This window comes from Caballeronia terrestris (assembly GCF_001544515.1).
In the GTDB taxonomy this organism is placed as follows: domain Bacteria; phylum Pseudomonadota; class Gammaproteobacteria; order Burkholderiales; family Burkholderiaceae; genus Caballeronia; species Caballeronia terrestris.
Genome location: NZ_FCOL02000019.1, coordinates 38,545 through 64,948 on the forward strand (window position 1 = coordinate 38,545; position 26,404 = coordinate 64,948).

Sequence of the window (26,404 nt, forward strand, 5' to 3'; positions counted from 1 at the left end):
ATGAACTACATTTCGACGCGCGGCGCCGGCATCGGTGAGCGCCACACGTTTTCGGACATCCTGCTCGGCGGTCTCGCGAAGGACGGCGGCCTGTACCTGCCGAACGAATATCCGCGCGTATCGCCCGATGAACTCGCGCGCTGGCGAACGCTGTCGTACGCGGATCTCGCGTTCGAAGTGCTCTCGAAGTTCAGCGACGACATTCCCGCCGACGAGCTGCGCTCGCTCACGCGCAAGACCTACACCGCGCAGGTCTACAGCAACGTGCGCCACGAGGAAAGCGCCGCGCAAATCACGCCGCTCAAGACGCTCGGCGTCGAGAACGGCACGACGCTGTCGCTGCTGGAACTGTCGAACGGGCCGACGCTCGCGTTCAAGGACATGGCGATGCAGCTGCTCGGCAACCTGTTCGAGTACACGCTGGCGAAGCACGGCGAGACGCTGAACATCCTCGGCGCGACCTCGGGCGACACCGGCAGCGCCGCCGAATACGCGATGCGCGGCAAGACGGGCGTGCGCGTGTTCATGCTGTCGCCGCACAAGAAGATGAGCGCGTTCCAGACCGCGCAGATGTTCTCGCTGCAAGACCCGAACATCTTCAACCTGGCCGTCGAGGGCAATTTCGACAACTGCCAGGACATCGTGAAGGCCGTTTCCAACGATCACGCGTTCAAGGCCGCGCACAAGATCGGCACGGTGAATTCGATCAACTGGGCGCGCGTCGTGGCGCAGGTCGTTTACTACTTCAAGGGCTATTTCGCCGCGACCGAGAGCGACGACGAGCGCGTGTCGTTCACCGTGCCCTCGGGCAATTTCGGCAACGTGTGCGCGGGTCACATCGCGCGGATGATGGGCTTGCCGATCGAACAGCTCGTCGTCGCGACCAATGAGAACGACGTTCTCGATGAATTCTTCCGAACGGGCGTCTATCGCGTGCGCGGCGCTAGCGAGACGTATCACACGACGAGCCCGAGCATGGACATCTCGAAGGCGTCGAACTTCGAGCGTTTCGTGTTCGACCTGCTGGGGCGCGATCCGGCGCGCGTGCTGCAACTGTTCCGTGATGTCGAGGAGAAGGGCGGCTTCGATCTCGCGGCGAGCGGCGATTTCGCGCGCGTTAAGGAATTCGGCTTCGTGTCGGGGCGCAGCAGTCACGCGGACCGCGTCGACGCGATCCGCGACGTGTTCGAGCGCTACGACACGATGATCGACACCCACACCGCCGACGGCCTGAAGGTCGCGCGCGAAAACCTGCAGCCGGGCGTGCCGATGATCGTGCTGGAAACTGCGCAGCCGATCAAATTCGGCGAAACGATCCGCGAGGCGCTCCTGCGCGAGCCGGAGCGGCCAGCCGCGTTCATCGGGCTGGAGAAACTGCCGCAGAAGTTCGATATCGTTCCTGCGGACGCCCAGGTGGTGAAGGGTTACATCGCTGCACGGGTTTGAGGGGTCAGGCCGGTGGCTTTGGCGGGCCACCGGCCTGCAGCTGTGACGTCAGGAATCCTCGTCGACGGGTACGTTGTTGTTAGGCGTAGTAGTAGACCATTGCTCAGGTAGCGGCTGATCGGCCTCTTGAATCAGATATTCATAGTTGGGAGCGTTATCCATTGCTGCTGCCCAATCGTGCAGAGCAAGATCGCTGGCGGACGTCTGAGTGTACTGATGATCGCTCGTGTTGCCGATATAGCGGATATGGGTGAGTTCATGAGCGATTGTCGCTTCAAGATCGTTATGGATGAGGGAACTATCGACGACATCAGGATTCACATAAACGGTATTCGCATCGCTGCCGTAAGTATCTGGTGTAGCCTGCGCTTTGGCTTTTTTATCCGATAGATCCGGTTGGCTTACAAACTCAAATTTTTCATTTTTAAGCGCCGTGTTCATGTTCGTGAGCACGTTTCGCACTTTATCCAAATTGTCGCCATAAGATCGATCGGAATGTTCGCCCCCAAACCATTTTTTGAACGCAGCGCTTTTGCGGCCGTTCGTATTCAGGTCGTCGAGTGCTTTCTGACTGAGATCGACGAGATGGTTGTAGGCATCTTTCAGCTTTACTTGCTGCGGCTCGCTAAAATCTTTGAATGTTGGGCCCTTTCCGCGGTCTTCCGCTTTGCTCTGCAAGCTCATGTTGACATACACGTTTTCCCTTTGCGTTTGTCCTGGGCGTGTAATCGAGGCAGGCATCTTGTAAAGAGCGTCGGTCTCCTTTTGCTGCGGGATCGATTCGGCATCGTTACTCTTCGAAAAGTTATTGAAGTTGTACGAGTAGGTGGGCAGAAACGTATTCTCGTATTGGGGGTTGATGGTCTGCAGGTGAACCGGCGTCTGAGGTTCGGGACCGGGGTTTGTGAGTCGGGGCGTCAGGAGTTCGTTGTCTCGTTTGCCTTCGGGTATATCGGCTTCCTGAATCATGTACGCGTAGTTATGCGCGTTGTTCATTGAGTTGCGCCAGTTGTCCGCTATGTGGGATGCGCTCTTAACGGTATTTGCCTCGTCGTGCGTGTTTCCGACATACCGTAGCTGGGTGAGCAAACCCGCAATGGCGCCTTCCGTCTGATTATGAGCGGGATTGAGCTTTCCGTTGACATCGCCAGGACTGGTTGCGCCTCGATATAGGTCTATTTGAGTGCTTGCGTTGCCATAGGCAGTGCGATTCACATCGCCATCCACCTGATTCGAACCCCGTTCCTCCGATTTTTGCGAATTTGAGGGCGGCTGCCATTTGTTGTTGAAAGTAAAATGTTCGTTCTTAAGAGCGGCATACATATTCGACACGGTATTCTTAACCTTGTCGAAGTTGTCGCCGAGGATTTTGTCAGAGTGCTCGCCTCCAAACCATTTCTTGAAGGCGCTGCTATTCGGCCCGTTCTTGTCGAAATCGTCAAGTGTGGCTTTGACCAGTTGTGTGGTGTGCTCGTAGGCGGACGTTAATTTCGTCCTGTCCGCGTCGCTGAAGCCTTTGAAATCCGGAGCTTTGCCTTGTTCGGATTTCGGACTTTGCAATCCAAGGTTCATATAAACCGTTTCTTCCCGCGTAGAGTTGGGCTCGGCAAGGCCCATCTCGGTCTTATAAAGATAATTATTATCCTGTTGCGGTAACTGGTCCGTTCTGTCCTTCCCTTCTTTGTACTTTACGTTATCGAGATACGTTTTGAAGGGAAGTTTGGTGTTTCCGTATGACGGATCAACATTCCGGAGATGAACTGGAGTAGGAGAGTCCGGCAACGACCTGGACCCAAGCATGTAATCAGTCTTCTCACCCGGCGACATTGCTTTCGGATCGAACACGTTCTTCGGAGAATCCGCTTTCGTGTCTTGCGCTGCAGAAGTCGTTGCCGACGGAGCAACTTCCCCATATTGACCTGCAGTTTGGCCACTTGCGACGGCCCCGCTGTCCGCCGCAGGATTCTGTGGCGCACGAACCGATCTGGACGCTTGCTCCGGGGCAGTTGACGACTGATCTCGTGCCGGCGCGCTCGGCTCAGCGGACCTGCGGGTCCGCGTATGAGGCTGTTGCGCGTCCGAAGCGTAGCTGGATTCAGGAGGAGCGGCGTTGTCACCGTTACGCGCTGACGCATTCGGTGGCCGGGTTGCCGCACCGGTCGTCGAGTTAGGGGGAATCGGCGCCGATTCAGGCGCGCTCAGGGAAGACGCGTTCTTCTCCTCGCTGTGCAATGGCGGTTCGGCTTGATGCGCGGCTGTCCGCGATCCACTCTTCGCCTCCCGGTTCATTGCCGTCGTGTCCGAGCCGGATGCGGCGTGAGGTAATTTTTCCGGAGGCTGCCAATCGGGGCGTCCCACCGGCTCGTGGCGCTTGGAGGAGGAAGCGAACGTCGATTGAAGTTGCGCGGCGGACTGCGGTTCCGATGGCGAATGAATCTTTGGCTGCTGCGTTTTCGAGACGGCGCTATCCTGTTGCCGTGTCGATGGTAACCGGGCGTTGGCGGCTTGCACCCCGGCCGCGGAGGCCGATCCAGACACCATGTGCGACGCCATCGGAGGCTGGATGTCATGCAAGGACTGGTTGCCTTGCGTCGCACTTGATCTGGCGTCCACCGGCGTTTTGACGCCCACGGGCTGAGGGTGCGCGTCGACGTTCGTTGAAGCCGGATTGGGTGGCGCGACCCGCGGCTCGTGGGTCGGCGCTCCGCCCGCGCTTGCGCTCGTCTGCGGTGGCGGATTTCCAGGTTGCGTTTTCGACGCAACACTTGAGCCGGCAGACTGCATGGGCGAAGGCTTGGGTGCCCGCACACCCGACGTCATACCGTTTCGCTGAGCGTCCGGCTGACCGCTTGCTTGTGTTTCTGAAGCTTGAGCCTGGCCTGTTTCTTCCGCGGGCGGGGTGCCCGGTTCTGCTGTTTGCGGCGACCCTGCGTCCTTCTGAGCTACCGGTGAGAAGTCTTTCTGCGTCTGAAAATACGGAGACTGAGGCTGCGTGGGAGGTATCAGTTCCTGCGGCCGAGGCGGTAGCATTTTCGGCTGCTGCGCTCCCGAGTCTTTTGGCTTCTCCCGCTGCGTGGCCTGGGGGGCGTCGTTCTGCTGCTGGACCTGCGTGGCTTGATTCTTCGTTTCGGTTCTCATCGGTACCTCGCTGAGTGAAAGGGTGTTCACGCGATGCACGCCCGACCGGAAGCAAACCTGCTCGCAAGTTGCAGTCACCGTCTCGACGCAGGCTGGCCGGGCACGCGTGACGATTACAGCATCGGCATCGGAGGCGCCTGAAATACATGTGTCACACAGGTCGAACTAAGCTGAATAAGAGATCCTGAACGCCAGACGATTGCGTCGCTCACCGCCGGCGAAATGACTGCGATTCGTCGGCATCCATCCGAGTTGAACTCACTCCAGGAAAGTGCCGCATTCCCGCCGCAACCCATCCCAAAATCTGCTAAGATAACCGGTTTTTCGCCGTACATCATTCAAAAGGACGCGCTGTGCTGTCTACTGCCAATATCACCATGCAATTCGGGCCGAAGCCCCTCTTCGAGAACATTTCGGTCAAGTTCGGGGAAGGAAATCGCTACGGCCTGATCGGGGCGAACGGCTGCGGCAAGTCGACCTTCATGAAGATCCTCGGCGGCGACCTGGAGTCGAGCGCCGGCAACGTCATGCTCGAGCCGAACGTGCGTCTCGGCAAGCTGCGCCAGGACCAGTTCGCGTATGAAGACATGCGCGTGCTCGACGTCGTCATGATGGGCCACACCGAAATGTGGGCCGCGATGACCGAGCGCGACGCGATCTACGCGAACCCCGACGCGACGGATGACGACTACATGCGCGCCGCCGAACTAGAAGCCAAGTTCGCCGAATACGACGGCTACACGGCCGAAGCGCGCGCGGGCGAACTGCTGCTGGGCATCGGCATCGCAATTGCGGACCACAACGGCCCGATGAGCAACGTCGCGCCGGGCTGGAAGCTGCGCGTGCTGCTCGCGCAGGCGCTGTTCTCGAAGCCGGACGTGCTGCTCCTCGACGAACCGACCAACAACCTCGACATCAACTCGATTCGCTGGCTCGAAGACGTGCTGAACCAGTACAACTCGACGATGATCATCATCTCCCACGATCGACACTTCCTGAACCAGGTCTGCACGCACATGGCGGACATGGATTACGGCACGCTGAAGGTCTATCCGGGCAATTACGACGACTACATGCTCGCGAGCACGCAGGCGAAGGAACGCCAGCAGGCCGCGAACCAGAAGGCGAAGGACCGCATCTCTGATTTGCAGGACTTCGTGCGCCGCTTTTCGGCGAACAAGTCGAAGGCGCGTCAGGCGACGAGCCGCGCGAAGCAGATCGAGAAGATCAAGATCGAGGAATTCAAGCCGTCGTCGCGGCAGAATCCGTTCATCCGTTTCGATTTCGAGAAGAAGCTGTACAACATCGCGGTGGTCGCCGAGAGCATCACGAAGAAGTATGACCGGACCATTTTCGACCGCTTTGACTTAAGCGTGCAGCCGGGCGAGCGCATCGCGATCATCGGCGAGAACGGCGCGGGCAAGACCACGTTGCTGAAGGCGCTCAAAGGCGCGATCGAGCTCGACGGCGGCCGCGTGAAGTGGGCGGAGAACGCGAACATCGGCTATATGCCGCAGGACACGTACGAAGAGTTCCCGAAGGAAGAGACGCTGACCGACTGGGTCGACCAGTATCGCCAGGACGGCGACGACGACCAGATGGTGCGCGGCACGCTTGGGCGCCTGCTGTTCAACGCCGACGACATTCGCAAGTCGGTGAAGGTGCTGTCGGGCGGCGAGAAGGGCCGCATGATCTGGGGCAAGCTGATGCTCGGACGCCACAACGTGCTCTTGATGGACGAGCCGACCAACCACATGGACATGGAATCGATCGAGTCGCTGCAGATCGCGCTGGAAAAGTACGACGGGACGCTGATCTTCGTGTCGCACGATCGCGAGTTTGTCAGCGGCTTGGCGAATCGCGTGATCGAAGTGCGCAATGACGGCACGTTGCGGGATTTTGGCGGCACGTACGAGGACTTTTTGACGAGCCAGGGGATCCAGTAAGCGTTCGGTCCCGGCAGAAACCTGAAAGCGGCCCGCTTCGAAAGAAGCGGGCCGCTTCGTTTTGCGCGGCTACAGGCGATCGTTGCGAAACCGCATCGCGGTCCCTTCGCGCGTAATGCGTTCCCACACGACGCGTTTCTCCTCGTCGGAGAGGAACACCCAGTTCGACACTTCCCCCGCCGTGCGGCCGCAGCCCTTGCAGACTTCGTCGAAGAGTGTCGAGCAGACGCCGATACAAGGGCTGTCCGGCAAGCCATGAAGATTGGATGACATAGAAAACCTGTTGGCGCGCGCCCGCCACGAACGGCGGACGCGACGAAATGAAATTCAGCGCGCGATACTGTAGCCGATCCGCGCGATCCAGTGATTCCGCTTGTTGTAGTCGAGGATGTCCTCGCCATACCCGTTGAAATAGCTGACGAACAGATAGCCGCCCCACGCGCTGCTGATCAGCTTCGCGAGCGGATAGGTCAATTGCGAATCGACGCTGCCGTACCAGTGCTTCGTGCCCTTTCTGAGCGTCGTCGCGAGCTGCCAGCCGTCCGGGCTGCCGTACTTCACGAGCAAATCGACGTAGCCGCGATAGTCCGCGATGTCCTCGTTGCCCTTCTTCGTGATGTAGTAGTAGAACTTCGGCGATATCGTCAGGTGGTTCCCTTCGAGGTCGCCGAAGTCCCATGTCGGGCGCACGAACGCGATGTTGATCGCGCGCGAATCGTCGCCGCTCTTGCCGTTCGATTCGTGGCCGATGCCCGCGCCGACTCCCATCCGCGTGTACAGCGAACTCTTCCAGCCGGTGTCCTGCACGTAGTAGAACAATTGCGGCTGATAGCTGGTGTCGCGGAACGGCGCGGAATCGGCGGACAAATCCCAGATCGACGTCTGCGTGTAGCCGAAATACAGGTTGTCCAGAAACGAGCGCGAGCGCGGATCGTCTGGCAGCATCAGGCGGTACTTGAAGCTGAACTGGAATTTAGCGAGGTTGTCGCCGTTCTGGCCGTCGGCGAAGTACATCGGCTCGAAGGTCGTCAGACGGCCGCTCAGCATGCGATCCGTGTTGGTGGTCGGCACGTCGGCAGTGTTCGCGGCGGCGGTCGCGCTCGCGAGCTGCGCGGGCGTCGTGGCCTGCGACTGCGCGCGCTCGGCCGCGACCACCTGCGCCTGATTCTCGCCGCGATTGAGCGTGACGAGCATCGGCGACGTATCGAAGCCGACCGGATCGATCTTCACCGTCCCGCGCGCTGAGTCCGGCCACGGTGCCGGATAGCGCACCCGCCGATATTGCCCGGCGCGCAGTTGCAGGTGGTCGGGCACGGCTGGCTCGCGCGTGAGGGCGAGCGGCTCCGGCGGCAAGTCGCCGTTGGTGAGCGTGACGGTCAGTTGCTTCGGGACTTCGACGTTGAGCGGCTTGTTGCCGTCGGCGGTGTACATCAGCGTCAGTTCGAGCGGCTGTTGTGCTGCGGCTTCGCGCGCCGGCTGCAACACGGCGACGGTCGCGTGCGCGAGATTCGCCGACGCAAGCGTGATCACGAGAGCGCCTGAGCGAGAAAAAAATAGGGGGCCTCGGGCCATGAAACGGTCGTCCTTGTTCGTGGGATGCCGGTGCGCGGTGTCTGGCGCCGAGGGGCCAGGCCGCGAGTCCGCCAGGTCGCATGCCGTCGAGGCGACGGCGCGTGGTTGTCGTGTCCGGCTTCTGCCCGGGCAAACGGAATCCGCGGGAGCGGCGTTTGACTGCGAGCGAAACGTCAGATTGTAAACGTGCTTAAGACAGACGACCGAACCGTCCTATACGCCCTGCACGAATTGCCAGAGCAGCGCGAGGTTCAGCATGACGATGACGCCCGCGCATCCCCATGCGAGCGCGAGCGGAATCCGCGCGACGCGCCAGCGGCCCATGAGGCCGGCGTCGGAGGCGAACTTCACGAGCGGGATCACCGCGAGCGGCAGTTGCATGCTGAGCACGACCTGACTCGCGACGAGCAACTGATTCGACCCATGTTCCCCGAACGTGCCGACGGCGACGAGCGCCGGTCCGATCGCGAGACCGCGCGTCAGGAGCGCCCGCGCCCAGCGCGCGATCGTGAGGTTGAGGAAGCCCTCCATCACCGCCTGGCCCGCGAGCGTGCCGGTCACGGTCGCATTCAGCCCGCACGCGAGCAGCGCGGCGGCAAAGAAGATGCTTGCCCACTGCGTGCCGACGAGCGGCGCGATCAGCCGGTGCGCATCGGCGAGATCCTCGACGTCGACGTGGCCGCTCGCGTGAAACACCGCCGCCGCGACGATCAAAAGCGACGCGTTCACCGTGAACGCCAGCCCGAGGGACGCGAAAGTATCGATGTTCACGCCGTAGAGCGCAGCGGAAATCGAGCGGTCGTCACCGTCGGGGGCGTGGTCCTTGACGAGCGCGGAGTGCAGATAGAGGTTGTGCGGCATCACCGTCGCGCCGAGGATGCCGGCCGCGAGCCAGATCATGCCGGCGTCGCGCAGCAGTTCCTTCGGCGGCGCAAGGCCGGCGAGCGCTTCGTGCCACGCGGGCTTCGCGAGCGCGAGTTCGACCACGAAACAAAAACCGATGAAGAAGATCAGCGCGGTGATGAACATCTGCAACGGACGCCTGCCGCGGCTTTGCAGCGCGAGCATCGCGAAGGTTCCGACCGCCGACATCATGACGCCCGCCGTCAGCGAGACGCCGAGCAGCAGTTGCAGCGCCACCGCGCTGCCGACGACCTCCGCGACATCGCACGCGATGATCGCGATCTCGCAGGTGAGCCAGAGGAACACGGTCGTGCGGCGGCTGAAGCGTTCACGGCACAGACGCGCGAGGTCGCGCCCGGTCACGACGCCCACGCGCGACGCCACCCATTGCAGCAGCATGCCCATCAGGCTTGCGACCAGCACGACGCTCAGCAATTGATAACCGTATTTCGCGCCGCTGCCGAGTGCTGTCGCCCAGTTGCCGGGGTCCATATAGCCGACAGCGACCAGCGCACCCGCGCCGACGAACGAATACCAGCGTCCGCGCGGCGCGTCGCCCGGGCGGCGCGAGCGTCGGTGCTCGCGCGGCTCGTCGTCGGACGGCAGGCGCTCGGCGGGGCACGACGTGAGTGCGGACGGAGTGGTATTCATCGTGAATCGTGACCTCGGAAAAGCTGAAGCGGACTGCGGCGCATCGTCAAGGGAGCGGTGGCTGCGGGCCCGTGAGCCTTTTGTCCATGCCGCTGGCGTCGGGGGCGACGGTGCAACGAGGGCACCGCGCCGGAGACATCCGAAATGGCTCAGCAACGACTGTTCCGCCTGGCTATTCGAGGGCGTCGCGAGGCGATCAAGCGGCCTGCGACACCAAAGACGGATATTGACATTACGCAGGCCATCCCTTGTCTGGATTCATTAATGTGAGTGTGGTTTTTGCCCGGTGTCCGTCGTGCGGATTAGGGGCTAAAATCGCGCGTCTCGCGGGGCGCGATCAGCCGCAGCGCGGTTCAGCGCCGCGACGCATCAGGACGTTGCGTGGACGATCCCTGTACATTTGACGCGACAGACGGCGATTGTTTTTTGTCCCGCCGGGGTTTAATGGTAGTTTTCGGGTTTTTAAGGGAGCGGCGGACGCGTCGAGCGATGACGGTCCGTACGGCGAGGCGGTCGAAAGTCGAACGACGGAGAAACGAGATGAAAGAAAAATTGGCGGCCCTGGCCGGTGTGATCGCTTGCGCGGTGGTGCTGGCGCCGGCGGCGGTATCGGCGAAGGACACGCAGCTCAACGTGTACAACTGGTCCGACTACATCGCCAAGGACACGATCCCGAATTTCACCAAGCAGACCGGCGTGAAGGTCAAGTACGACAACTACGACAGCGACGACACGCTCCAGGCCAAGCTCCTCACCGGCAACTCGGGCTACGACGTCGTCGCGCCGACGAGCAACTACGCCGGCAAGCAGATCGCCGCGGGCATCTTCGCGCCGCTCGACAAATCGAAGCTGCCGAACCTCAAGTATCTCGACCCGGACCTGATGAAGCTCGTCGAGGGCGCCGATCCGGGCAACAAGTACACGGTGCCTTGGGCGTACGGCACGACCGGCCTCGGCTACAACGTGACGAAGGCGCAGCAGATCCTCGGCAACGGCGTCGCGCTCGATAGCTGGGACGTCCTCTTCAAGCCGGAAAACATTTCGAAGCTGAAAGCGTGCGGCGTCTCCGTGCTCGACGCGCCGGACCAGATGTTCGCCGCCGCGCTGCATTACATCGGCAAGGATCCGATGAGCACGAACCCGGCCGACTATCGCGAAGCGCTCGCGATGCTCAAGAAAATCCGCCCGTACATCACGCAGTTCAACTCGTCGGGCTATATCAACGACATGGTCGGCGGAGACGTGTGCTTTGCCTACGGCTGGTCGGGCGACGTCGTGATCGCGAAGCATCGCGCGGTCGAGGCGAAGAAGCCGTTCAAGATCGAGTACTACATCCCGAAGGGCGGCGCGCCGGTCTGGTTCGACGTGATGGCGATCCCGAAGGACGCGAAGCACAAGGAAGCGGCGCACGAGTGGATTAACTACATCGAGACGCCACAGGTCCACGCGGCAATCACGAACGCGGTGTATTACCCGAGCGCGAATGCCGAGGCGAAGAAATACGTCGACAAGGACGTGGCGAACGATCCGGCCGTCTATCCGCCGCAGGAAGTCATCAAGACGCTGTTTCTGTTGAAGCCGCTGCCGCCGGAAATCCAGCGGCTCCAGACGCGGCTCTGGACCGAATTCAAGTCCGGCCGGTAGACTTGAGCGTTTTGCAGATCAGTTGAAACACGAAGCCCCTGGACCGCCGGGGGCTTTGTTCGTCGCCGGGAGAATCGTTTCCGGCGTTACGTCGCGTAGTGCAGATATCGCAGGAGTCGAGCAGGCAATCATGAGTGAGCAGTCGAGCGCAGTGCACGCAGCGCCTAATTCCGGCAGGCCGGGGCAGGGCAGTCCCGCCGCCGGGCCCGGCACGGACAATTTTGTGCAGATCGTCGATGTCGTGAAGAAATTCGACGAAACAGTGGCAGTGAAGGGCGTCAGCCTGTCGGTGAAGAAGGGCGAGCTATTCGCGCTCCTCGGCAGTTCCGGCTGCGGCAAGTCGACCCTGCTGCGCATGCTCGCGGGGCTCGAAACCGTGACGTCCGGCCAGATCCTGATCGACGGCGAGGATCTCGCGAAGATGCCGCCGTACAACCGGCCGACCAACATGATGTTCCAGTCGTATGCGCTCTTTCCGCATATGACGGTGGAATCGAACGTCGCGTTCGGGCTTAAGCAGGAGGGCGTGCGCGGCGGGGAGTTGAAGGATCGCGTGCATACGGCGCTCGAACTCGTGCAGATGGCGCGCTTTGCGAAGCGCAAGCCGCATCAGCTATCGGGCGGACAGCAGCAGCGCGTGGCGCTCGCGCGCAGTCTCGTCAAGCGGCCGAAGCTGCTGCTTCTCGACGAGCCGATGTCCGCGCTCGACAAGCAGATCCGTCAGCGCACGCAAATCGAACTCGTGAACATTCTCGATCAGGTCGGCGTGACCTGCATCATGGTCACGCACGACCAGGAAGAAGCGATGACGATGGCCGACCGCCTCGCCGTCATGAGCGAAGGGCAGATCGTGCAGGTCGGCACGCCGCACGAGGTCTACGAATATCCGAACAGCCGTTTTTCGGCGGAATTCATCGGCTCGACCAATCTCTTCGATGGCAACGTCGTCGAGGACGAGCCGGATCACGTGTTTGTCGAATCGGCGGAATTGCCGGTGCGGCTGTATGTGAACCACGGCATCACCGGGCCGCTCGGCATGCCGGTGACGATCTCCGTGCGGCCCGAGCGCATTGCGCTGATGCGAAAGCCGCCCGAAGGCGCGTACAACTGGGGGCGCGGCACGGTGTCGAACATCGCTTACATGGGCGGCTACACGCTCTATCACGTGAAGCTCGACAGCGGCAAAGTCGTGGTCGCGAACGTGTCAAGCCTGGCGCTCGGCGAAATCGATTCGCCCACCTGGGACGACGAAGTCTACGTGCGCTGGAGCGCATCGGCCGGTGTGGTGCTCACCGCATGAAGCGCGCGCTCGAACTTCTTAGCGCGCCGTGGAGGCGCATGGGCCTGACGGGCCGCTCGGCCGTGATCGGCGGTCCGTTCATCTGGCTGCTGCTGTTTTTCTTCGTGCCGTTCCTGCTGGTCGTGAAAATCAGCTTCGCGGATGCGCAACTCGGCATCCCGCCGTATACCGAACTCGTCGCGATGAAGGAGGGCGTGCTGAATATCGCGCTCGATTTCTCGCATTACGCGTTCCTTTTCACCGACAGCCTGTATTTCGCCACCTACATGAATTCGCTGCTGGTGGCAGCGGTGTCGACGGTGCTGTGTTTGCTGATCGGTTATCCAATGGCGTATTACATCGCCCGCTCGAATCCGGCGACGCGCAATATCCTGATGATGGCGGTGATGCTGCCGTTCTGGACGTCGTTTCTGATCCGGGTATATGCGTGGATCGGCATTCTGAAGAACAATGGTTTGCTCAATAACTTCCTGATGTCGATCGGCTTGATTCATTCGCCGATCGAGCTTTATCACACGAATATCGCGGTTTATATCGGCATGGTGTATTCGTATTTGCCGTTTCTCGTGATGCCGCTTTACGCGCATCTCGTGAAAATGGATTTGACTTTGCTCGAAGCGGCATACGATCTCGGCGCGAAACCCTGGAAGGCATTCGTGCAGATTACGCTGCCTTTGTCGAAGAACGGGATAATCGCGGGGTGTCTGCTCGTATTCATCCCGGCAGTCGGAGAATACGTGATTCCTGAATTGCTCGGCGGCGCGGATACGCTGATGATCGGCCGCGTCATGTGGAACGAGTTCTTCGATAACGCCGACTGGCCGATGGCTTCGGCCGTCACCTGCGCGATGGTCCTGCTGCTGCTCGTGCCGATGGCGCTCTTCCAGCATTATCAGGCGAAGCAACTGGAGGAGAAGCGATGATCAAGCCGAGCCGCTCGCTTCAATTCACATCGCTGGGAATCGGATTCGCGTTCCTCTATATTCCGATCATCAGCCTGGTCGTTTATTCGTTCAACGAGTCGCAACTCGTGACAGTCTGGACGGAGTTTTCGCTGCGCTGGTATAAGGCGCTCTGGCAAGACGAAGAGTTGATCAACGCCGCGTGGCTTTCATTGCGCGTCGCGCTCTTGACGGCTTGCGCCTCGGTGGTGATCGGAACCTGGGCCGGTTTTGTATTGGCACGCATGGGACGGTTCCGCGGATTCACGCTTTATACCGGCATGATCAATGCGCCACTCGTGATTCCTGAAGTGATTCAGGGGATTTCGCTGTTGCTTCTGTTCGTCGAAATGGCAAAGATTTTCGGCTGGCCCGCCGGACGCGGCATTTTCACGATCTGGATCGGCCATGTGATGCTGTGTATCTCCTATGTCGCGATTATCGTGGAATCGCGCGTGCGGGAACTGAATCCGTCGCTGGAAGAAGCTGCGCTCGATTTGGGCGCCACTGCATTGCGCGTGTTTTTCTCGATTACTCTGCCGCTGATTTCCCAGGCGCTCGTGGCCGGATGGCTTTTGTCGTTCACGCTGTCGATCGACGACCTCGTTTTGTCGGCGTTTCTTTCGGGTCCCGGTTCGACCACGCTGCCGCTCGTCGTTTTTTCGCGTGTGCGGCTCGGGCTGAACCCCGAGATGAATGCGCTCGCTACGTTGTTCATCGCGTTCGTGACGGTGGGCGTCGTCGCCGCGAACTACTTCATGCAGCGCAGCGAACGCAGGCGGCTGGCGGGCGTTATTTAGCGCCCGCCTCACAGCTTAAGACGCGCTGGCGAGGTGCCGCGCGAATGTCGCCGAATCGGTATTCGTGCCGCATAGCAGGATGCCGACGCGCTTGCCTTGCAGCCGTTCGCGCAGCGGCCCGAGCAGGCCCGCCGTCGCCGCTGCGCACGACGGCTCGACCGCCAGCTTCAGCTCATTGAAAAGCTGCAGCATGCCGCGCCGCAGTTCGGCATCGGACACGGTCACGATCTCGTCGATATGCCGGCGGCACAGCTCGTAGCTGTACTCCTCGGTATGCGGCGCCATCAGCGAATCGGCGATGCTGTGCATCGATCCCATCTTCACCGTGTGTTTCGCCGCGAAGCTCTTGCTCATCACGTCGGCGCCTTCGGGCTCGACGCCATACACGTGGATCGACGGATTCGCGAGCCGCATCGCCGTCGATACCCCCGCCGCCAATCCGCCGCCGCCGATCGGCAGGACGACCGCTTCGAGATCGGGCGCCTGCGACGTCCACTCGTAGCCGAGCGTCGCCGTGCCGAGTACCGTGCGATAGCCGCTGAACGGATGCACGAAGAAGCGGCCTTCCTCGGCCTCGATGCGGCGCACGATCTCGAACGCTTCGGCGCCGTTCTCCGCGAACACGATTTCCGCGCCGTAGCGCCGCGCGAGCGCGACGCGCGTCGGGCTCGCGGTGCGGATCATCACGACTTTCGCGCCGATCTCCATGCGCATCGCCGCATAGGCGACTGCCACCGCGTGATTCCCCGCCGACACGCACGTCACGCCCGCGCCGCGCTCGCTGGCATCAAGCGCGAGCAGGTTCGAGAAAGCGCCGCGCGCCTTGAACGTGCCGCTCGCCTGCAGCAGTTCGAACTTGAACGTGATGGGCGTGCCGTCGAACGTCGGGAAGTCGTGGCGCTCGAAGGTCGGCGTGCGCGCGACCCACGGCGCCAGCGCCATGTGCTGCTCGGCGATGTCGTCGAGGGTGGGAATCGGCGTGCCGTCGATGGTGTGGTCGGTGTGCTGGCTGGCGGTGGACATGGCGGTTCGGGGTAAAGAGGAATCAGCGGGCGGCGTAAGCGTCAACCGACATGCTGTGGATGAATTTGCCGAGAAACGCCTCGCATGCAGCCAGTTGATCGAGCGACACGTACTCGTTCGCCTTGTGCGCCTGCTCGATGTTGCCCGGCCCGCACACGATGCTCGGCACGCCCGCGAGTGCGAACAAGCCGGCCTCCGTGCCGTACGCGACCTTGCGCTTCTCCTGGTTCTCCGTGAGCGCGCGCACGAGCTTCGTGATCGCGGCCTGTTCCGATGCATCGAGCCCCGGCGCCGATGCGATATGCGAGATCTCGATGGCCGCGTTCGCGTGTTCCTTCAGCATCTTCGGCAAGAGCGTCTCGCGCGCGTAGGCGTCGATGCGCTTGAAGACGGACTCGGGGTCCATCGTCGGAAGGTTGCGGAATTCGAACTGGAAGCTGCACTCGGCGGGCACGGTGTTGATCGAATTGCCGCCCTTGATCGTGCTCGTTTGCGCGGTGGTGAAGGGCACGTCGTAGAGCTCGTCGAACGGGCCTTGCGCGCGGAATTCGTCGGCAACGTCGCGGATGAAGCAGATGAGGCGCGCGGCGTATTCGATCGCGTTGAGGCCCTTCGGCGTCAGCGACGAGTGCGCAGCAAAACCGCGCACGCAGCAGTTGTACGCGTTGATGCCCTTGTGCGCGATGACCGGGCGCATCGAAGTCGGCTCGCCGACGATGCAGCCGTCCGGACGCACGCCGCGCTTCTGCAGGTCGGTGATCATCAGCGGCGCGCCGGCGCAGCCGACTTCCTCGTCGTAGGACAGCGCGAAGTGGATCGGCTTGGCGAGCTTCGTCGCCTGCATCTTGGGCAGGAGCGCGAGCGCCGTGCCGATGAAGCCCTTCATGTCGCACGTACCGCGGCCGTAGAGCAGGCCGTCGCGGATTTCGGGCTTGAACGGGTCGCTGGACCAGTCCTGTCCGTCTACGGGGACGACATCCGTATGGCCCGACAGCACGATGCCGCCGTTCGTCTCGCCGTCGTGGGCGGGGACGGTTGCAAAGAGGTTGGCCCACTGGCCGCGGCTGTCGGTGGTGATCGTGGCTTCGATGCCGGCGGCGCGCAGTTCGTCGCGCACGGTTTCGATGAGGCCGAGATTCGGATTTCGGCTGACGGTGTCCATCGAGACGAGCCGTTCGACCCAGGGAAGCGCGACAGGAGAAGGGGTTTCGGTATGCGCCGGTTCGGCGATGTGGGACATGTTCTTGCTCCTGCTGGTTAGAGTTCGATCATACCGAAATTTTGAGAGGGGATTTCGGGGCCTTGCGGTGCGGGCTTCGGGACGCGTTGCTGCCTGCTGTGATTCATGCAGATTGCTGACATTTGTTGACTTTTTGACGTGGCTAGATTCGCTACGATGGATCGATCTCGACGACGGCCAACCAAGCGATGGCGACTCAACCGAAGACCGATGCGTGGCATCGGTACATGCTTTATCGAAGCAACGATACACGGCTGATGTCCTTCGCCTCGCGTGAAGAGAAGCAAGCGGCCATCGATGCAGGGAGGAAATTCACTTCTGCGGCTCATTCGGAGGTTTGGGCCAAAGACGCTGGCAAGCTCAGCCAGCGGGTTGGAAACTGGGTTTCTGGAGTGTGAAGAGCGAGAAAGCGGTACGGAACGATCAACTGGCTCCGCATTTGCGTTATCTAATCCAGATTCTTGGTTTGCCGCACGATGGCCTTCGCGATCTCGTTTGCCGCGACGGTATCGAAATGTCCATTTGGTGCTACTGGAACAACGAATCCGGCGACCGCATCCCCGATATCCCGGGCGATATCCGCGCGACGATGGATTCGATGGGCGGGACAATCGAGATAGACGAATACCGATAACACGCGCCTCCAAAAAACAAAAAAGCCGACGATCCCCCGTCGGCTCTTCGCAAAAACCAAAGCCACAAAATGCTACCGTGCCACCGGCGCCGCCTGCCGCACAGGCGCTCCAAGCGCGCGCAGCGTCTCCTTCACCGTCGCGATCCGCACCGACAAATCCGGACTACGCGTCTCGATCCGCAGCTTGTCCTGCCCCGCGAGCTTGATGTGCTTGTGCTTCTGGACCATCTCGATGATCTTCATCGCATCCACAGGCGGGTTCGGGATGAACTGCAGCCCGATGACCGCTTCAGCCGCATCGATCTTCACGATGCCAAGCGGCTTCGCCGCGAGCCGCAGCCGATGCGTCTCCACCAGCGCGTGCGCCTGCGGCGGCAGCTTGCCGAAGCGATCGACCAGCTCTTCAAGAATCCCGTCGATTGCATCGCTCGATTCGCAGTTCGCGAGCCGCTTGTAGAGCGACAAGCGCTCCTGCACGTCGCCGCAGTAATCCGCGGGCAGGATTGCCGGCGCGTGCAGATTGATTTCGGTCGTCGCCGCAAGCGGCGCGTTCAGATCGGGCTCGCGGCCCTCCTTCAGCGCCTTCACGGCATCGTTGAGCATATCGGTGTAAAGCTGGAAACCGATCTCGTGGATCTCGCCCGACTGCTTGTCGCCGAGCACTTCGCCCGTGCCGCGAATTTCGAGATCGTGCATCGCGAGATAAAAGCCCGAGCCGAGTTCCTCCATCTGCTGGATCGCTTCGAGCCGCCGCTGAGCCTGCTTCGTGAGCACCGCCGGATCGTGCACGAGCAGATACGCATAAGCCTGGTGATGCGAGCGCCCGACACGCCCGCGCAACTGGTGCAACTGCGCGAGCCCGAACTTGTCAGCGCGATGCAAGAGGATCGTGTTCGCGCTCGGCACGTCGATGCCGGTCTCGATGATCGTCGTGCACAGCAGCACGTTCGCGCGCTGCCCGACGAAATCGCGCATCACGCGCTCAAGCTCGCGCTCATGCATCTGCCCGTGCGCCACCGCAATCCGCGCCTCGGGCACGAGCGCTTCCAGCATCGCGCGGCGATTCTCGATCGTCTCGACCTCGTTGTGCAGGAAATAAACTTGTCCGCCGCGTTTGAGTTCGCGCAGCATCGCCTCGCGGATCACGCCGTCTTCCTCGCGCCGCACGAACGTCTTGATCGCGAGGCGCTTTTGCGGCGCGGTCGCGATCACGGAGAAGTCGCGCAGGCCTTCGAGCGCCATGCCGAGCGTGCGCGGAATCGGCGTCGCGGTGAGCGTGAGCACGTCGACTTCCGCGCGTAGCGACTTCAACGCCTCCTTCTGCCGCACGCCGAAGCGATGCTCCTCGTCGATGATCACGAGCCCGAGCCGCTTGAACTGGACATCGGACGACAGCAGCTTGTGCGTGCCGATCACGATATCGATCGTGCCTTCGTTGATCGCCGCAATCGACGCCGCCACTTCCTTCGTGCTCTTGAAGCGCGACAGTTCCGCGATGCGCACCGGCCAGTCGGCGAAGCGGTCGGTGAAGGTCTGCGTGTGCTGCTCGGCGAGGAGCGTCGTCGGCGAGAGGATCGCGACCTGCTTGCCCGCCATCACCGCGATGAACGCCGCGCGCAACGCGACTTCCGTCTTGCCGAAGCCGACGTCGCCGCACACGAGGCGGTCCATCGGCTTGCCGCTCGTCATGTCCCCGATCACGGCGGTGATCGCGGCGGCCTGATCGGGCGTTTCCTCGAAGCCGAAGCTCTCCGCGAACTTCGTGTAGTCGCGCGGTTCGAGCTTGAACGCGTAGCCCGAGCGCGCAGCGCGGCGTGCGTACAGGTTGAGCAGTTCGGCGGCGGTGTCGCGGATCTGCTGCGCGGCCTTGCGTTTCGCCTTGTCCCACTGGCCGGAGCCGAGCGCGTGCAGCGGCGCGCTTTCAGGATCGGCGCCGCTGTAGCGCGAGATGACGTGCAACTGCGCGACCGGCACGTAGAGCTTGCTTTCGTTCTGATATTCGAGATGCAGGAACTCGGTTTCGCCCTCGCCGAGATCCATCGACACGAGCCCCATGTAGCGCCCGATGCCGTGCTGCGTATGCACGACCGGATCGCCGATCTTCAGCTCCGACAGGTCGCGCACCATCGAATCGACGTTGCTCGCCTGTTCCTGACGGCGCCGTCCGGTGCGCCGCGCGAGCGGGCCGTACAGTTCCGTCTCGGTGATGATCGCGAGTTGCTCGCCCGGCAGCGCGAACCCGTTCGCGAGCGGCGCGACGCCGAGCGAGAATTTGGCGTCGCCGGCGAGCCATTGCTGGAGCGTATCGTCGAGCGCGGTGCGCAGACCGTTTTCAGCGAGCAGTTGCTGGATCGTCTCGCGCCGTCCCGCCGATTCCGCGACGAACAGCACGCGGTTCGGCGTCTGTTCGAGATAGTGGCGCAGCGCGAGGAGCGGCTCGTCGGCGTGACGGTCGATCGCGAGGCCCGGCAGCGGCACCGCCCAGCCGCCTTCGGGCGAGGGCGGCAACTTCAGTTGCGCGAAGGGCTTGGCGAAGGCGAAGAAATCGTCGTCGGTGAGAAAGAGGCGCTTCGGCTCCAGCAGCGGCCGCTCGCGATCGTGCGAGAGGAAGTTGTAGCGCTGCTTGGTGTCGTTGGTGAAGCGCTTGATCGACGCATCCATGTCGCCGACGAACACCAGTTGCGCGCCTTCGGGCAGGTAGTGAAAGAGCGTCGCGGTTTCATCGAAGAAGAGCGGCAGGTAGTACTCGATGCCGGCCGACGGCACGCCGTTGCCGATGTCCTTGTAGATCGACGAGCGGCTCGGATCGCCTTCGAACACTTCGCGCCAGCGGCTGCGGAAAGCGGTACGGGCGGCTTCGTCGAAGGGGAATTCGCGACCGGGTAAAAGGCGCACGTCGCGCACGGGGTAGAGGCTGCGTTGCGTGTCGGGATCGAATGCGCGGATCGAATCGACCTGATCGTCGAAAAGGTCGATCCGGTAGGGCAAGGGCGAGCCCATCGGAAAGAGATCGAGCAGCGACCCGCGCACGCAGTATTCGCCCGGCCGCACGACCTGACTCACGTGCTCGTAGCCCGCGAGCGTCAGCTGCGCCTTGAGTTTCGCCTCGTTCAGCCGCTCGCCCTGCGTGAAGGAGAACGTGTAGGCGGCCAGAAATGACGCGGGTGGCATGCGGTACAGCGCGGTCGTCGCAGGGACGAGCAGGATGTCGCAGCGGCCTTCGCCGAGATCGTGCAGCGTCGCCAGCCGTTCGGAGACGAGATCCTGGTGTGGCGAGAATGTATCGTAGGGCAGCGTCTCCCAGTCGGGCAGGAGGCGTACGCGGGCGTCCGGTGCGAAGTAGGGGATCTCGGCGACGAGGCGCTGCGCATCGACGGCGCTCGCGCAGAGCACCGTCAGGAGCGGAACCTCGGCGCGGTACGCGAGGTGGTAGCGCGCGATGGCGAGAGCGTCGGAGGAGCCGGTGGCGCCGTCGAAGACGAAGCGCTGGCCCGCCTTGACGAGTGCGATCGGAGACGTGGACTGCGATGTAACGGCTTTTGAAGACATAGGGTGTGCGGGGAACCGTCCGTACGCGAAAGTGCGCGGGTCCGGCGTGGTCGCGAGGGACCTATTATAAAATCCGGGCTTCACTTTGACTTGGCAACATTTCCCACACGTGACTTCCCGCCTGTTTGCCCTGATTCCGTGCGCCGGCACTGGCAGCCGCTCGGGTGCGCCGATGCCGAAGCAATACCAGACCGTCGGCGGCCGCCCGATGCTGAGTTATACGCTTGCCGCGTTCGATGCGTGCTCCGAATTTTCGCAGACGCTCGTCGTCCTCGCTCCCGACGACAGCCATTTCGACGCCCGGCGCTTCGCCGGCCTGCGTTTCGCCGTCAAACGCTGCGGCGGGGCGACGCGCCAGGCGTCGGTGTACAACGGGCTGAACGCGCTCGTCGAATTCGGCGCGAAGGACCACGACTGGGTGCTCGTCCACGACGCCGCGCGCCCCGGCATCACGCCGGAGATGATTCGCCAACTCGTCGGCGAACTGAAGGACGACGCGGTCGGCGGCATTCTGGCGCTGCCCGTAGCCGATACGCTGAAGCGCATCGAAGCCGAAGGCGACGCGCACGCGGAAGGGCGCATCGCGCGCACGGAGTCGCGCAACGGCTTGTGGCAGGCGCAGACGCCGCAGATGTTCCGGCTCGGCATGCTGCGCGACGCGATCCAGCGCGCGCGCCAGGACGGCCACGATCTCACCGACGAAGCGAGCGCCATCGAATGGCTCGGACACGCGCCGCGACTCGTTCAGGGGAGCCTGCGCAACTTCAAGGTCACCTATCCCGAGGACTTCGCGCTTGCGGGCGCGATGCTCGGCACCGCGTCTTAATCTCCACCAAAACAAGGTCTTATCGATGGATTTCAGAATCGGACAGGGTTACGACGTTCACCAGCTCGTTGAAGGCCGCGCGCTCATCATCGGCGGCGTGACGATTCCTTACGAACTCGGCCTGCTCGGCCATTCGGACGCCGACGTACTGTTGCACGCGATCACCGATGCGCTGTTCGGCGCAGCGTCGATGGGCGATATCGGCCGCCATTTCCCCGATACCGCGAAGGAATTCGCCGGCGCCGACAGCCGCGTGCTGCTGCGCGAGGCGTTCAAACGGGTGTCGGAGGCGGGTTTCGCGATTGCGAATGTCGATTCGACCGTGATCGCGCAGGCGCCGAAGCTCGCGCCGCATATCGACGGGATGCGCGCGAACATCGCCGCCGATCTCGAATTGCCGCTCGATCGCGTGAACGTGAAGGCGAAAACCAACGAGAAGCTCGGCTATCTCGGCCGGGGCGAGGGGATCGAGGCGCAGGCGGCGGTGCTGCTGCGACGAACGTCGATCGATCACTGAAAACACAAACGCCACGTCAAAAACGTGGCGTTTTGCTTCTCAGAAGGCGAAAAGCGCTTATTTCCCTTCGGCTTCGATCGCGAGCGCAGCGGCATTGATGACCGCCGCGATACGGCCGACGTCGCGCAATTGCGTTGTGCTCATGCCTTCCGCGACGAGGTTCTCGTAGTGCGACTTGACGCAGAAGTGGCACTTGCCGATGATCGACGCGGCGAGCGCGTACATCTCGAAGCGCCGCTTGTCGACGCCGCCGTGCGACGCATACGCGTTCATGCGCAGGCCCGCCGGCTGGGTCTTGAGGTCGGCGTTATCGGCCATCTCCAAATACGGATACCACACGTTGTTCATGCCCATCAGCGCGGCGGCGGTCAGCGCGGCGTTCGTTTCTTCCGGCGACAGCACGCCCGCCGAGCGGATCGCGGTGACGATCTTCGTTGCCTTCGCGGCATAAGCTGCGGCGAGCGCGACGCCGACCGCGTCATTGCCCTGAAGCGAGGAGCGCGCGATCGTGCCATCGACATTCAGGCGGATGTCTTTTGCGTAATCAGGAATGAGCTCTTTAATCGAAGACAGGAATTCCATTGATTTCTCCTATTTGAATGCCGATAAAAAAGCCCGCCGGCTTAAGTGAACATCAAGCATAGCGGGCTCTGGCGTTCAGCCATCGCGGATGGCTGCGCGGCGCTCTTACAGCGTCGAGCCGCCGACAGCGCGGTTGCACGGGCAGAGTTCGTCCGTTTGCAGGCCGTCGAGAATACGCAGCACTTCTTCCGGGTTACGGCCGACGTTCAGGTTGTTCACCGAAACGTGCTGAATGACGTTGTCCGGATCGACGATGAACGTAGCGCGCAGAGCGACGCCGGCTTCCTTGTCGCGCACGCCGAGCTGGTCGATGAGTTCGCCCTTCACGTCGCCGAATGCGTAGTGATTGAGCCTGCTCAGATCCTTGTGCTCACGGCGCCATGCGAGCTTGACAAACTCGTTGTCGACGCTGCCGCCGAGCAAAACCGCGTCGCGGTCAGCGAAGTCGTTTGCCAGCTTGCCGAACTCGACGATTTCCGTCGGGCAGACGAAGGTGAAGTCCTTCGGGTAGAAATAGATGATCTTCCACTTGCCCGGGAACGATTGCTCGGTGACTTCTTCGAACGCCGACTGGCCATTTTCTTCGTGATGGTTGAAACCCGGCTTTGCAGCGGTAACGGTAAACGCTTCGACTTTATCGCCCACGGTCTTCATATGACTACTCCTGTGTTCGTTGGAAGGACAAATCAAACTGACAGATCATCAAGCTAACAGATCGCCGTAACGCCGGCATGACAGCCGCTTTTGCAGCAAGCGCTTCCGGCATCAAACGATCTTCATCATAACTCTATTAAGTTATCTTTTCAATAGTTTTTAACTAACGTATCGGATAGTTTTTCTCGAACAGTCCGATAGTTTTTGCTGCAGATTGGTGCATCAGTCGCGCTGGCTGTCGAACTTCGGGACCTTGACGACGGGGAAATCGATCGTCACTTCGAATCCCGGGCCCGGCACGCGATTGCGCAGACGCAGCGTCCCGCGTTGACGCGTCACGAGCCGCTGCACGATCGCCATACCGAGGCCCGTGCCGTTCGCCTGCGTGCGCGCCGTATCGACGCGATAGAACGGCCGCGTGATCAGCGCGATCTGGTCGTCGGGGATACCGCAGCCTTCGTCCGTCACCGTCAGCTCGACACGGCCGTGCGTCACGTGCGTCTCGAGCGTAATGCGCGCGATGTCGTCGTATTCGCTGCGGCCGTATTTGCGCGCGTTCTCGAGCAGATTGCCGACGACACGCCGCGCATCCGTCGGATCGCCTTCGATCATCGCGCCTTGCGCCAGCTCCGTCCTCATCACGACGCCTTCGTCCGCATGAAAGCGCGCGGCGAGTTCGCCAGCGATCATCGACAGATCGACGGTCTCGGGCATGCGCTGCATAGGCCGGGCGTAGTCGAGGAAGCGGCCGATGATCATGTCCATCTGCTCGATATCGTCGATCATCGCGAGCTTGGTCGCTTCGTCCGACGGGCTCATCTCCGTTTCGAGCCGCAACCGCGCGAGCGGCGTGCGCAGATCGTGCGAGATACCGGCGAGCATCAGCGCGCGGTCCGCTTCGAGCTGTTCGAGGTCCTGCACCATCTGGTTGAAACTTCGATTGGTTTCGGCCGCGACGCCCATGCCACGCTCGGGCAGCGGGTCGGGCGCCTGCCCCGAGCCGACCTTGCGCGCGGCGAGCGCGAGCCGCGCGAACGGCCGGTTCACGAGACTCGTGATGAACGCCGCGCCGAAGAGCGACAGCGCGAGCGCGAACACGCCCCAGCCGGCCCACTGCAGGCCGGTGACGGTATCGAGCTGATCGCGATCGAGGGCGACCCAGTAATCGTCGTCGTCGATCTTGAAGCTGATCCACACGCCGGGGATATCGTTCACCGATTGCGCAATGATCGTCTCGTTGCCGAGGCGCCCGCGCACGTCGCGCTCGATCAGCCGGTTGAGCGATTCGTCGGGCTGGAGGCGGTATTTGTCGGTGGTCTCGCGCGGATACACGCGCACGCCTTCATTGCTCTCCAGGTCCTGCAGCAACGCGCGGCGCAGATCGGGATCGGAATAAAGGAGGGCGGTGCGGGTGAGTTTGACGACCGCGACGAGCTGAAGCGCCACGCGCTGCGCGCGCGGCTCCCGTTCGATCACGCGAAAGCTCTGGAACCATGCGGCGAGGCTGACCGCGATCAAGAGTGCGATCAGCGCAAAAGTCCGCCAGAACAGGCCGCCGAACGCGAGCGTCAGTAGCCGCCTGTCGATGCGCATGGGTCTTTCGGGTCCTGCTCGGATGAGGTCGAGAAGCCTGGTTCGGGACGCCTCACGCGGCGCCGTCGGGGATGAAGACGTAACCCAGGCCCCACACAGTCTGGATGAAGCGCGGGCTGCTCGGGTCCGGCTCGATCAGCTTCCGCAGACGCGAAATCTGCACGTCGAGACTGCGGTCGAACACTTCGTATTCACGGCCGCGCGCGAGTTCCATCAGCTTTTCACGCGAGAGCGGCTGGCGCGGATGGCGCGCGAACACCTTCAGCACCGAAAATTCGCCGGTAGTCAGCGGAATTTCCTGGCCGTTCTTCGTGAGCGTGCGCGTGGCCAGGTTCAGCGCGAACTCGCCGAACTCGAACACTTCGGTGGTTTCGGACGGCGCGCCCGGCAGTTCGGACGGCGACTGGCGGCGCAGCACCGCGTGAATGCGCGCGACGAGTTCGCGCGGATTGAACGGCTTCGGCAGATAGTCGTCGGCGCCCATTTCCAGACCGACGATGCGATCGACGTCTTCGCCTTTCGCCGTGAGCATGATGATCGGCGTGCGGTCGTTGCTGCCGCGCAGACGCCGGCAGATCGACAGTCCGTCTTCCCCGGGAAGCATGAGGTCGAGCACGAGGAGGTCGAAGCGCTCACGCACCCAGAGCTTGTTCATCGCCGGCGCGTTTTCCGCGACGTAGACGTTGAAGCCCTGTTCGCCGAGATAGCGGCGCAGGAGGTCGCGCAAGCGCGGATCGTCGTCGACTACGAGTATTTTTGAAGGATTTTTGGTTTCCATGAGCGGCATCTTAGCGCGATTAGAAAGGGGTCGAGTTTGTAACAAATCCAGTGTAACAGTTGGTTACAAAATTTACGGAGGCCGTGGCACGCCGTAAAGCTTCTGTGCGTACACTCCTTTACCTAAGCCCGTCATTCGGTAGATACTTCATTAGACCAACGCTCGGCGTCTGCACCGTAAACACTGGCTGTGCGTGCGACGCGAAAGAGCAATGAGACTGTCCGGTTGTCGAGCAACGAAGGGAAAAATATGAAGGGAGCGCGTCAGCGCGGACCTGTGCGCCCCGAGCGCATTTTCAAGAAGACGCTACTCGCTAGCGCGCTTTACGCCGTACTGACCACATCCCCCGTCTTCGCACAGTCGTCGTGGCCTTCGAGCCGCGATCCGGCTGCGTTCGACCGTCCCGTGAACACGTTGTCCAATCGCTTCGACGGGCGCATCGTCCGGGCGCAGCAGCGCACTGGCAAGAACCAGAAGGGCGATCGCGATTCGAACGCGAACAAGCCGCCGACCATCCAGCAGGTCCAGAGCCAGCAGAACGATCCGCCGCCCGCGCGGCCGCCCCGCCATGCCGTCATGACCGCCGACGAACGCCGGCTTCTGCGACAGCACATCGAGGAAGCGGTGCGCGACCTGTACAAGCGTTGAGCCCGCGACGCGCCTTGCG

The 26,404-nt window shown here is 62.0% G+C and carries 20 protein-coding genes; 9 read left to right on the top strand and 11 right to left on the bottom strand.

Features of this window, described 5'->3' with window-relative positions; all coding sequences use genetic code 11:
* Nucleotides 1-1,446 (top strand): threonine synthase, encoded by a 1,446-nt coding sequence (gene thrC / locus AWB67_RS17430; RefSeq protein WP_087657506.1) that lies wholly within the window; start codon nt 1-3, stop codon nt 1,444-1,446.
* Between the two features lie 48 nt (nt 1,447-1,494).
* Here the strand turns inward: thrC and AWB67_RS17435 are convergent, their stop codons facing one another.
* Nucleotides 1,495-4,584, bottom strand: coding sequence for a M35 family metallo-endopeptidase (locus AWB67_RS17435; protein ID WP_087657507.1), 3,090 nt, complete (start codon nt 4,582-4,584; stop codon nt 1,495-1,497).
* Nucleotides 4,585-4,937: 353 nt separating this feature from the next.
* Here AWB67_RS17435 and AWB67_RS17440 point away from each other — a divergent pair, with 353 nt between their 5' ends.
* Nucleotides 4,938-6,530 (top strand): ABC-F family ATPase, encoded by a 1,593-nt coding sequence (locus AWB67_RS17440; RefSeq protein WP_087657508.1) that lies wholly within the window; start codon nt 4,938-4,940, stop codon nt 6,528-6,530.
* 69 nt (nt 6,531-6,599) lie between these two features.
* On the opposite strand, the gene AWB67_RS17445 is transcribed toward AWB67_RS17440, so the two are convergent.
* The 3 genes from AWB67_RS17445 to AWB67_RS17455 all read right to left on the bottom strand — a co-directional run bounded on the left by AWB67_RS17445 (nt 6,600) and on the right by AWB67_RS17455 (nt 9,656).
* Nucleotides 6,600-6,803: a DUF1289 domain-containing protein gene (locus AWB67_RS17445; RefSeq protein WP_025527739.1), complete on the bottom strand. Its 204-nt coding sequence runs from the start codon at nt 6,801-6,803 to the stop codon at nt 6,600-6,602.
* 54 nt (nt 6,804-6,857) lie between these two features.
* On the bottom strand, nt 6,858-8,060 hold the full coding sequence (locus AWB67_RS17450) for a phospholipase A (RefSeq protein ID WP_374729828.1): 1,203 nt from the start codon (nt 8,058-8,060) through the stop codon (nt 6,858-6,860).
* A 255-nt stretch (nt 8,061-8,315) separates the two neighbouring features.
* On the bottom strand, nt 8,316-9,656 hold the full coding sequence (locus AWB67_RS17455) for an Nramp family divalent metal transporter (RefSeq protein WP_087657510.1): 1,341 nt from the start codon (nt 9,654-9,656) through the stop codon (nt 8,316-8,318).
* 540 nt (nt 9,657-10,196) lie between these two features.
* On the opposite strand from AWB67_RS17455, the gene AWB67_RS17460 reads away from it, so the two are divergent.
* From AWB67_RS17460 to AWB67_RS17475, 4 genes are all read left to right on the top strand, one after another.
* A complete protein-coding gene (locus AWB67_RS17460) occupies nt 10,197-11,300 on the top strand; it encodes a polyamine ABC transporter substrate-binding protein (RefSeq protein ID WP_087657511.1) in 1,104 nt (367 codons plus the stop codon).
* Between the two features lie 130 nt (nt 11,301-11,430).
* The gene (locus tag AWB67_RS17465) at nt 11,431-12,600 is read left to right on the top strand and encodes an ABC transporter ATP-binding protein (protein ID WP_087657512.1); all 1,170 of its coding nucleotides are present in this window, start codon (nt 11,431-11,433) and stop codon (nt 12,598-12,600) included.
* Entirely contained in the window at nt 12,597-13,523 is a 927-nt protein-coding gene (locus AWB67_RS17470; RefSeq protein ID WP_087657513.1) for an ABC transporter permease subunit, read from the top strand. Before AWB67_RS17465 ends, AWB67_RS17470 begins: the two co-directional genes overlap by 4 nt.
* Nucleotides 13,523-14,341 carry an ABC transporter permease subunit gene (locus tag AWB67_RS17475; protein ID WP_087657571.1) on the top strand — a complete coding sequence of 273 codons (819 nt, stop codon included), beginning with the start codon at nt 13,523-13,525 and terminating at the stop codon, nt 14,339-14,341. Before AWB67_RS17470 ends, AWB67_RS17475 begins: the two co-directional genes overlap by 1 nt.
* A 15-nt stretch (nt 14,342-14,356) precedes the next feature.
* On the opposite strand, the gene AWB67_RS17480 is transcribed toward AWB67_RS17475, so the two are convergent.
* The 3 genes from AWB67_RS17480 to mfd all read right to left on the bottom strand — a co-directional run bounded on the left by AWB67_RS17480 (nt 14,357) and on the right by mfd (nt 20,787).
* Nucleotides 14,357-15,364 carry a threonine ammonia-lyase gene (locus AWB67_RS17480; protein WP_087657514.1) on the bottom strand — a complete coding sequence of 336 codons (1,008 nt, stop codon included), beginning with the start codon at nt 15,362-15,364 and terminating at the stop codon, nt 14,357-14,359.
* Between the two features lie 22 nt (nt 15,365-15,386).
* The gene (argE, locus tag AWB67_RS17485; protein ID WP_087657515.1) at nt 15,387-16,604 is read right to left on the bottom strand and encodes an acetylornithine deacetylase; all 1,218 of its coding nucleotides are present in this window, start codon (nt 16,602-16,604) and stop codon (nt 15,387-15,389) included.
* 706 nt (nt 16,605-17,310) lie between these two features.
* On the bottom strand, nt 17,311-20,787 hold the full coding sequence (gene mfd / locus AWB67_RS17495; protein ID WP_087657516.1) for a transcription-repair coupling factor: 3,477 nt from the start codon (nt 20,785-20,787) through the stop codon (nt 17,311-17,313).
* 109 nt (nt 20,788-20,896) lie between these two features.
* On the opposite strand from mfd, the gene ispD reads away from it, so the two are divergent.
* Entirely contained in the window at nt 20,897-21,613 is a 717-nt protein-coding gene (ispD, locus tag AWB67_RS17500) for a 2-C-methyl-D-erythritol 4-phosphate cytidylyltransferase (RefSeq protein WP_087657517.1), read from the top strand.
* Nucleotides 21,614-21,638: 25 nt separating this feature from the next.
* Nucleotides 21,639-22,130, top strand: coding sequence for a 2-C-methyl-D-erythritol 2,4-cyclodiphosphate synthase (ispF, locus tag AWB67_RS17505; RefSeq protein ID WP_087657518.1), 492 nt, complete (start codon nt 21,639-21,641; stop codon nt 22,128-22,130).
* A gap of 57 nt (nt 22,131-22,187) precedes the next feature.
* On the opposite strand, the gene AWB67_RS17510 is transcribed toward ispF, so the two are convergent.
* The 4 genes from AWB67_RS17510 to ompR all read right to left on the bottom strand — a co-directional run bounded on the left by AWB67_RS17510 (nt 22,188) and on the right by ompR (nt 25,746).
* Complete coding sequence (locus tag AWB67_RS17510) at nt 22,188-22,712, bottom strand: carboxymuconolactone decarboxylase family protein (RefSeq protein WP_087657519.1); 525 nt, start codon at nt 22,710-22,712, stop codon at nt 22,188-22,190.
* A 105-nt stretch (nt 22,713-22,817) separates the two neighbouring features.
* Nucleotides 22,818-23,366: a peroxiredoxin gene (locus AWB67_RS17515; protein ID WP_087657520.1), complete on the bottom strand. Its 549-nt coding sequence runs from the start codon at nt 23,364-23,366 to the stop codon at nt 22,818-22,820.
* Between the two features lie 222 nt (nt 23,367-23,588).
* Nucleotides 23,589-24,959: a two-component system sensor histidine kinase GluS gene (locus AWB67_RS17520; protein ID WP_087657521.1), complete on the bottom strand. Its 1,371-nt coding sequence runs from the start codon at nt 24,957-24,959 to the stop codon at nt 23,589-23,591.
* Nucleotides 24,960-25,011: 52 nt separating this feature from the next.
* Nucleotides 25,012-25,746, bottom strand: a complete 735-nt coding sequence (gene ompR, locus AWB67_RS17525) for a two-component system response regulator GluR (RefSeq protein ID WP_374729829.1) — start codon at nt 25,744-25,746, stop codon at nt 25,012-25,014.
* A gap of 240 nt (nt 25,747-25,986) precedes the next feature.
* Between ompR and AWB67_RS17530 the strand changes: the two genes are divergently transcribed.
* Nucleotides 25,987-26,385: a hypothetical protein gene (locus AWB67_RS17530; RefSeq protein WP_087657522.1), complete on the top strand. Its 399-nt coding sequence runs from the start codon at nt 25,987-25,989 to the stop codon at nt 26,383-26,385.
* Nucleotides 26,386-26,404: the final 19 nt, after the last annotated feature.